This is a genomic window from Pseudomonas sp. UFMG81 (assembly GCF_015354575.1).
Lineage (GTDB): Bacteria > Pseudomonadota > Gammaproteobacteria > Pseudomonadales > Pseudomonadaceae > Aquipseudomonas.
The window spans coordinates 394,828-401,304 of the sequence record NZ_JACAFQ010000001.1 but is presented as its reverse complement, the minus strand read 5'-3'; the positions used below and the strand labels follow the sequence as shown (position 1 = coordinate 401,304).

Here is a 6,477-nt window from a genome sequence, read left to right as displayed (position 1 = left end):
CCCTGCTACCACTGCGCCCTGCCCGTCCCCGCCGGCAGCCGCTTCACCGCCGTGGTGCTCGGCGAGCCCCGGGCGTTCTGCTGCCCGGGCTGCCAGGCAGTAGCCGAGTCCATCGTCGCCGGGGGCCTGGAGCACTACTACCAGCACCGCAGCGACAACAGCGCCAACCCCGAGGCACTGCCGCGCCAACTGCAGGACGAACTGGCGCTGTACGACCGCGATGATGTGCAACAGACCTTCGTGCGCCACGAGGGTGAACTGGCCGAAGCCACCCTGCTGGTCGAAGGCATCAGCTGCGCCGCCTGCGGCTGGCTGATCGAGAAACACCTGCGCAACCTGCCCGGCGTCGCCGAGGCGCGCCTGAACCTGTCCAACCACCGTTTGCTGGTCAGCTGGGCCGACAGCCAGCTACCGCTGTCGAAACTGTTGGCCGAGCTACGCCAGATCGGCTACGCCGCCCACCCCTACCAACCCGACCAGGCCGCCGAACAATTGGCCCGGGAAAACCGCAGCGCCCTGCGTCGCCTGGGCGTAGCAGGCTTGCTGTGGTTCCAGGCGATGATGGCGACCATGGCTACCTGGCCGGAATTCAACATCGACCTGTCGCCCGAGCTGCACACCATCCTGCGCTGGGTCGCGCTGTTCCTCACCACTCCCATCGTGTTCTACAGCTGCGCGCCGTTCTTCAAGGGTGCTGCCCGTGACTTGCGTACTCGCCACTTGACCATGGACGTGTCGGTGTCGCTGGCCATCGCGCTGGCCTACTGCGCCGGGATCTGGACCGCGATCACCGGCCATGGCGAGCTGTATTTCGACACCGTGGGCATGTTCGCCCTGTTCCTGCTCACCGGCCGCTACCTGGAGCGCCGCGCCCGCGAGCGTACAGCGGCGGCCACCGCGCAGTTGGTCAACCTGCTGCCAGCCTCGTGCCTGCGCCTGGGCGGCGACGGCCAGGCCGAACGCATCCTGCTCGGCGAACTCAAGTGCGGCGACCGGGTGCAGGTGCTGCCTGGCGCGGTGATCCCCGCCGACGGGCGCATCGTCGAAGGCCGCTCCAGCGTCGACGAGTCGCTGCTGACCGGTGAATACCTGCCCTTGGCGCGTCGCACGGGCGACCACGTCACCGGTGGCACCCTCAATGTCGAGAGCACCCTCACTGTCGAGGTCCAGGCCCTGGGCCAGGACTCGCGCCTGTCGGCCATCGTCCGCTTGCTGGAGCGGGCCCAGTCGGAGAAACCACGGCTGGCGGAAATCGCCGACCGCGCCTCGCAATGGTTCCTGCTGTTCACCCTGGTGGCGGCGGCGGTGATCGGCCTGGTGTGGTGGCAACTCGATGCGCCGCGGGCGTTCTGGATCGTCCTGGCCATGCTGGTCGCCACCTGCCCCTGCGCCCTGTCGCTGGCCACCCCCACCGCCCTCACTGCGGCCACCGGCACCCTGCACAAGCTCGGCCTGCTGGTGACCCGCGGCCATGTGCTGGAAGGGCTGAACCAGATCGACACGGTGATCTTCGACAAGACTGGCACGCTCACCGAGGGGCGCCTGGCCCTGCGCAGCATTCGCCCGCTGGGGGGGCTCGACGCGGACCGCTGCCTGGCCCTCGCCGCCGCCCTGGAGAACCGTTCCGAGCACCCCATCGCCCGCGCCTTCGGCCGTGCCGCCCAGCCTGCCGAGCAGGTTAACGCGGTGCCGGGGCTGGGCCTGGAAGGCGACCTTGCGGGCCAGCGTCTGCGCATTGGCCAGGCCACCTTCGTCTGCGCCCTCAGTGGCACAGAGGTGCCCGCCGTGCCCGAGCCGCGCGGCCAGTGGTTGCTGCTGGGCGACCGCCAGGGCCCGCTGGCCTGGTTCGGCCTGGACGACCGCCTGCGTGACGACGCTGCGGACCTGGTGGCCGCCTGCAAGGCGCGCGGCTGGCAGACCCTGCTGCTGTCCGGCGATAGTTCGCCGATGGTCGCCGAGGTGGCCGCGCAGCTGGGGATCGACCAGGCTGTCGGCGGCCTGCGCCCGGACGACAAGCTCGAGCGCCTGCACACACTGCAAGCCAAAGGGCGCAAGGTGCTAATGCTGGGAGACGGGGTCAACGACGTGCCGGTACTGGCCGCCGCCGATATCAGCATCGCCATGGGCAGCGCCACCGACCTGGCCAAGACCAGTGCCGACGCTGTGCTGCTGTCCAACAACCTGCAGGCGCTGGTGCAGGCCTTCACCCTGGCCCGCCGCACCCGGCGCAACATTGTCGAGAACCTGCTCTGGGCGACCCTGTACAATGGCCTCATGCTGCCGTTCGCCGCCCTCGGCTGGATCACCCCAGTGTGGGCGGCAATCGGCATGTCGGTCAGCTCGCTGATCGTGGTTCTCAACGCCCTGCGCCTGACCCGGCTGCCCTCGGGCACGAGGCTGGCCGCCAATGAGCCACCGTCGCTGGGAAGGAAAACACTATGCCCGCCCTCTACGTGATGATCCCCGCCGCCCTGCTGCTGGTCGGCGTTGCCGTGTACATCTTCTTCTGGGCAGTGGACAGCGGCCAGTACGACGACCTTGAAGGCCCGGCCCACAGCATCCTGTTCGACGACCAGGATCCGCGCCACCAGGCCGCGGCCAAACACGCCGAAGCACAGCCCGACGACAAGGACCCAAAGCCCAGTGCCTGACCTGATCCCCCTGCTGGGTTCGGCCCTGGTACTTGGCTTGCTCGGTGGTGGCCACTGCCTGGGCATGTGCGGCGGCCTGATGGGCGCCCTCACCCTTGCCATTCCCCCGGAGCAACGCGACCGGCGCCTGCGCCTGCTGCTGGCCTACAACCTTGGGCGCATCCTCAGCTACGCCGCCGCCGGCCTGCTGCTGGGCCTGGCTGGCGTGGCCGTGGCCAGCAGCCCGCTGGCTACCGGGCTGCGGGTGATCGCGGCCTTGTTGCTGATCGCCATGGGCCTGTACCTGGCCGGCTGGTGGAGCGGGCTGACCCGCATCGAGGCATTGGGGCGCGGCCTGTGGCGCCATGTGCAGCCGCTGGCCACACGTCTGTTGCCGGTCTCCAGCCTGCCCCGCGCCCTGCTGCTCGGCGCGCTGTGGGGCTGGCTGCCGTGCGGGCTGGTGTACAGCACCCTGCTGTGGGCCGCCAGCCAGGGTGATGCGCTGCACAGTGCAGCGTTGATGCTGGCGTTTGGTGTCGGGACCTGGCCGGTGTTACTGGCCACCGGGTTGGCGGCAGAGCGCGTGGGGAGCGTGTTGCGCAACCGCAGTGTGCGCATGGCGGGTGGGGTGATGGTGATGTTGTTCGGCCTGTGGACCCTGCCAGGGCCGCACCAGCATTGGCTGATGGGGCACTGACACAACCCTCGCCCTGTAGCAGCGGCCTTGTGTCGCGAAAGGGCTCCGCATCATGCAAAATTGTCGGGGCCGCTGCGCGGCCCTTTCGCGACACAAGGTGCGCTCCTACAGGGATCCTTGAACGCGCCGACTGCCCTTGATGCAAGTCAACATGGCATCGCCATGACAGCCCTAGACTCCGGACACTGCCGCTCTATCCGGGGACTGCCCACATGCTCGACGACCTACGCTGGGACGCCGACCTGATCCGTCGCTACGATCTGGCCGGGCCACGCTACACCTCCTATCCGACCGCCGTGCAACTGCACGGCGAAGTGGGCTCGTTCGACCTGCTCCACGCCCTGCGCGAGAGCCGTCGTGCCACGCGCCCGCTGTCGCTGTACGTGCATGTGCCGTTCTGCGCCAACATCTGCTACTACTGCGCCTGCAACAAGGTCATCACCAAGGACCGTGGCCGCGCCGCGCCCTACCTGCAACGCCTCGAGCAGGAAATCCAGCTGATCGCCTGCCACCTCGACCCCAAGCAACGGGTCGAGCAGCTGCATTTCGGCGGCGGCACGCCAACCTTCCTCAGCCATGTGGAACTGCGCCAGCTGATGGCCACCCTGCGCCAGCACTTCAACCTGCTGGACGACGACTCCGGCGACTACGGCATCGAGATCGACCCGCGCGAAGCCGACTGGTCGACCATGGGCCTGCTGCGTGAACTGGGTTTCAACCGGGTCAGCCTGGGCGTGCAGGACCTGGACCCGGCCGTGCAGCGCGCGGTCAACCGCCTGCAGAGCCTGGAACAGACCCGCACCCTGATCGAGGCGGCGCGCACCTTGCAGTTCCGCTCGATCAACCTCGACCTGATCTATGGGTTGCCCAAGCAGACCCCGGAGGGCTTCGCCCGCACCGTCGAAGAGGTAATCCGCCTGCAACCCGACCGGCTGTCGGTGTTCAACTATGCCCACCTGCCCGAGCGCTTCATGCCGCAGCGGCGCATCGACAGCAGCGACTTGCCGACCCCCGCCACCAAGCTGGAAATGCTGCACGCCACCATCGACCAGCTGACCGCCGCCGGCTATCGCTACATCGGCATGGACCACTTCGCCCTCCCCGACGACGAACTGGCCATCGCCCAGGAGGAAGGCACCCTGCAACGCAACTTCCAGGGCTACACCACCCATGGCCACTGCGACCTGATTGGCCTGGGGGTCTCGGCGATCAGCCAGATCGGCGACCTCTATTGCCAGAACAGCAGCGACCTGAGCACTTACCAGGACACCCTTTCCAGCGCTCAACTGGCGACCCAGCGCGGATTGCTGTGCAACCAGGACGATCGGCTGCGCCGGGCGGTGATCCAACAGCTGATCTGCCATTTCGAACTGGATTTCGAAACGATCGAACAGCAGTTCACCGTCGATTTTCGCGGCTATTTCAATGCGCAATGGCCGCAGCTACAGGCCATGCAGCGCGACGGCCTGATCAGCCTCGACAGCAAGGGCATTCGCATCCTGCCGGCCGGCCGCCTGTTGGCGCGCTCGGTATGCATGGTGTTCGACGCCTACCTCGCGCAGCAGAACCACCAGCGCTTTTCGCGGGTGATCTGAGGCGATTGAGGCGTTTCACCGCATGGACAGCTCGCCCTCAGGGGCACACTATGGACAGTCGAAAGGTACCGGAAACACTCACTCCGGACCGTCGCCAGCACGCACCAAACAAGTGCACGCTGGCCTCCAGCCTACGCCGTAGGTTACCCTTACGGCTTATGTGTGCTTTCCCACAAGGATCGAAGAAATGTCCGAGCCAGTAAAACTGCGCCCACACAACCAGGCCCACTGCAAGGATTGCAGCCTGGCCCCCCTGTGCCTGCCCCTGTCCCTCAACCTCGAGGACATGGACGCACTGGATGAAATCGTCAAGCGCGGCCGCCCGCTGAAAAAGGGTGAGTTCCTGTTCCGCCAGGGTGACAATTTCGGCTCGGTTTACGCAGTACGCTCCGGCGCCCTCAAGACCTTCAGCTTGAGCGACGCTGGCGAAGAGCAGATCACCGGCTTCCACCTGCCCAGCGAGCTGGTCGGCCTGTCCGGCATGGACACCGAAGCCTACCCGGTATCGGCCCAGGCCCAGGAAACCACGTCCGTTTGCGAAATCCCCTTCGAGCGCCTCGACGAGCTGTCGGTGCAGCTGCCCCAGCTACGCCGCCAGCTGATGCGCGTGATGAGCCGCGAAATCCGCGATGACCAGCAGATGATGCTGCTGCTGTCGAAAAAGACCGCCGACGAGCGCATCGCCACCTTCCTGGTCAACCTGTCCGCGCGCTTCCGTGCCCGCGGTTATTCGGCCAACCAGTTCCGCCTGAGCATGTCGCGCAACGAGATCGGCAACTACCTGGGGCTGGCGGTCGAGACCGTGTCCCGGGTGTTCACCCGCTTCCAGCAGAACGGCCTGATCAAGGCCGAGGGCAAGGAGGTGCATATCCTCGACCCGATCCAGCTGTGCGCGCTGGCCGGCGGCGCGATCGAGGCCTGACAACGGCCGGATCAGGGTATACTGGCGCCTTGGTTTTTCCAGGATACCCGCCCCATGCACAGCGACACGTTCGACCTCAAAGCCCTGATCCGCCCGGTAGTGGACTTCCCCAAGCCGGGTGTGATCTTCCGCGACATCACCCCACTGTTCCAGTCGCCGCGCGGGCTGCGCTATGTCGCCGACCAGTTCATCGAGCGTTATGTCGAGGCTGAGTTCAGCCACATCGGCGCCATGGATGCGCGGGGCTTCCTGATCGGCTCGATCATCGCCCACCAGCTGAACAAACCACTCATTCTGTTCCGCAAGCAGGGCAAGCTGCCGGCCGACGTGCTGTCGGAGGGTTACCAGACCGAGTACGGCGAGGCCTTCCTGGAAGTGCACGCCGACAGCCTGTGCGACGGTGACTCGGTGCTGATCTTCGATGACCTGATCGCCACCGGCGGCACCCTGCTGGCCGCGGCCAACCTGGTGCGCCGCACCGGCGCCCAGGTGTTCGAAGCGGCGGCAATCATCGACCTGCCGGAGCTGGAAGGCTCGCGGCGGTTGCAGGCGGCCGGGGTACCGACCTTCTGCCTGACCGAGTTTTCGCTCAGCGAGTATTGACGTTCAGATCCATTTGCCGGCAAGCCGGCT

General features: G+C 66.8%; 6 protein-coding genes. All 6 read left to right on the top strand.

Features of this window, described 5'->3' with window-relative positions:
- The coding region (locus IX761_RS01840) for a heavy metal translocating P-type ATPase (protein ID WP_228533146.1) at positions 1 to 2,457 on the top strand (2,457 nt) is incomplete at its 5' end.
- Positions 2,439 to 2,651: a cbb3-type cytochrome oxidase assembly protein CcoS gene (gene ccoS, locus IX761_RS01835; protein WP_194787836.1), complete on the top strand. Its 213-nt coding sequence runs from the start codon at positions 2,439 to 2,441 to the stop codon at positions 2,649 to 2,651. The genes IX761_RS01840 and ccoS, both read left to right, overlap by 19 nt.
- Positions 2,644 to 3,327 (top strand): sulfite exporter TauE/SafE family protein, encoded by a 684-nt coding sequence (locus tag IX761_RS01830; RefSeq protein ID WP_194787835.1) that lies wholly within the window; start codon positions 2,644 to 2,646, stop codon positions 3,325 to 3,327. The genes ccoS and IX761_RS01830 overlap by 8 nt, the downstream gene beginning before the upstream one ends.
- A gap of 212 nt (positions 3,328 to 3,539) precedes the next feature.
- The gene (hemN, locus tag IX761_RS01825) at positions 3,540 to 4,922 is read left to right on the top strand and encodes an oxygen-independent coproporphyrinogen III oxidase (RefSeq protein WP_194787834.1); all 1,383 of its coding nucleotides are present in this window, start codon (positions 3,540 to 3,542) and stop codon (positions 4,920 to 4,922) included.
- A gap of 187 nt (positions 4,923 to 5,109) precedes the next feature.
- Positions 5,110 to 5,844, top strand: a complete 735-nt coding sequence (gene fnrA / locus IX761_RS01820) for a Crp/Fnr family transcriptional regulator FnrA (protein WP_194787833.1) — start codon at positions 5,110 to 5,112, stop codon at positions 5,842 to 5,844.
- A 54-nt stretch (positions 5,845 to 5,898) separates the two neighbouring features.
- The gene (locus IX761_RS01815; RefSeq protein ID WP_038705708.1) at positions 5,899 to 6,447 is read left to right on the top strand and encodes an adenine phosphoribosyltransferase; all 549 of its coding nucleotides are present in this window, start codon (positions 5,899 to 5,901) and stop codon (positions 6,445 to 6,447) included.
- Positions 6,448 to 6,477 lie beyond the last annotated feature (30 nt).

What these genes read in the sequence shown, in the direction of transcription:
- ccoS (WP_194787836.1), top strand. Translation starts at nt 2,439, where the DNA reads ATGCCCGCCCTCTACGTGATGATCCCCGCCGCCCTGCTGCTGGTCGGC.
- hemN (WP_194787834.1), top strand. Translation starts at nt 3,540, where the DNA reads ATGCTCGACGACCTACGCTGGGACGCCGACCTGATCCGTCGCTACGAT.
- fnrA (WP_194787833.1), top strand. Translation starts at nt 5,110, where the DNA reads ATGTCCGAGCCAGTAAAACTGCGCCCACACAACCAGGCCCACTGCAAG.
- IX761_RS01815 (WP_038705708.1), top strand. Translation starts at nt 5,899, where the DNA reads ATGCACAGCGACACGTTCGACCTCAAAGCCCTGATCCGCCCGGTAGTG.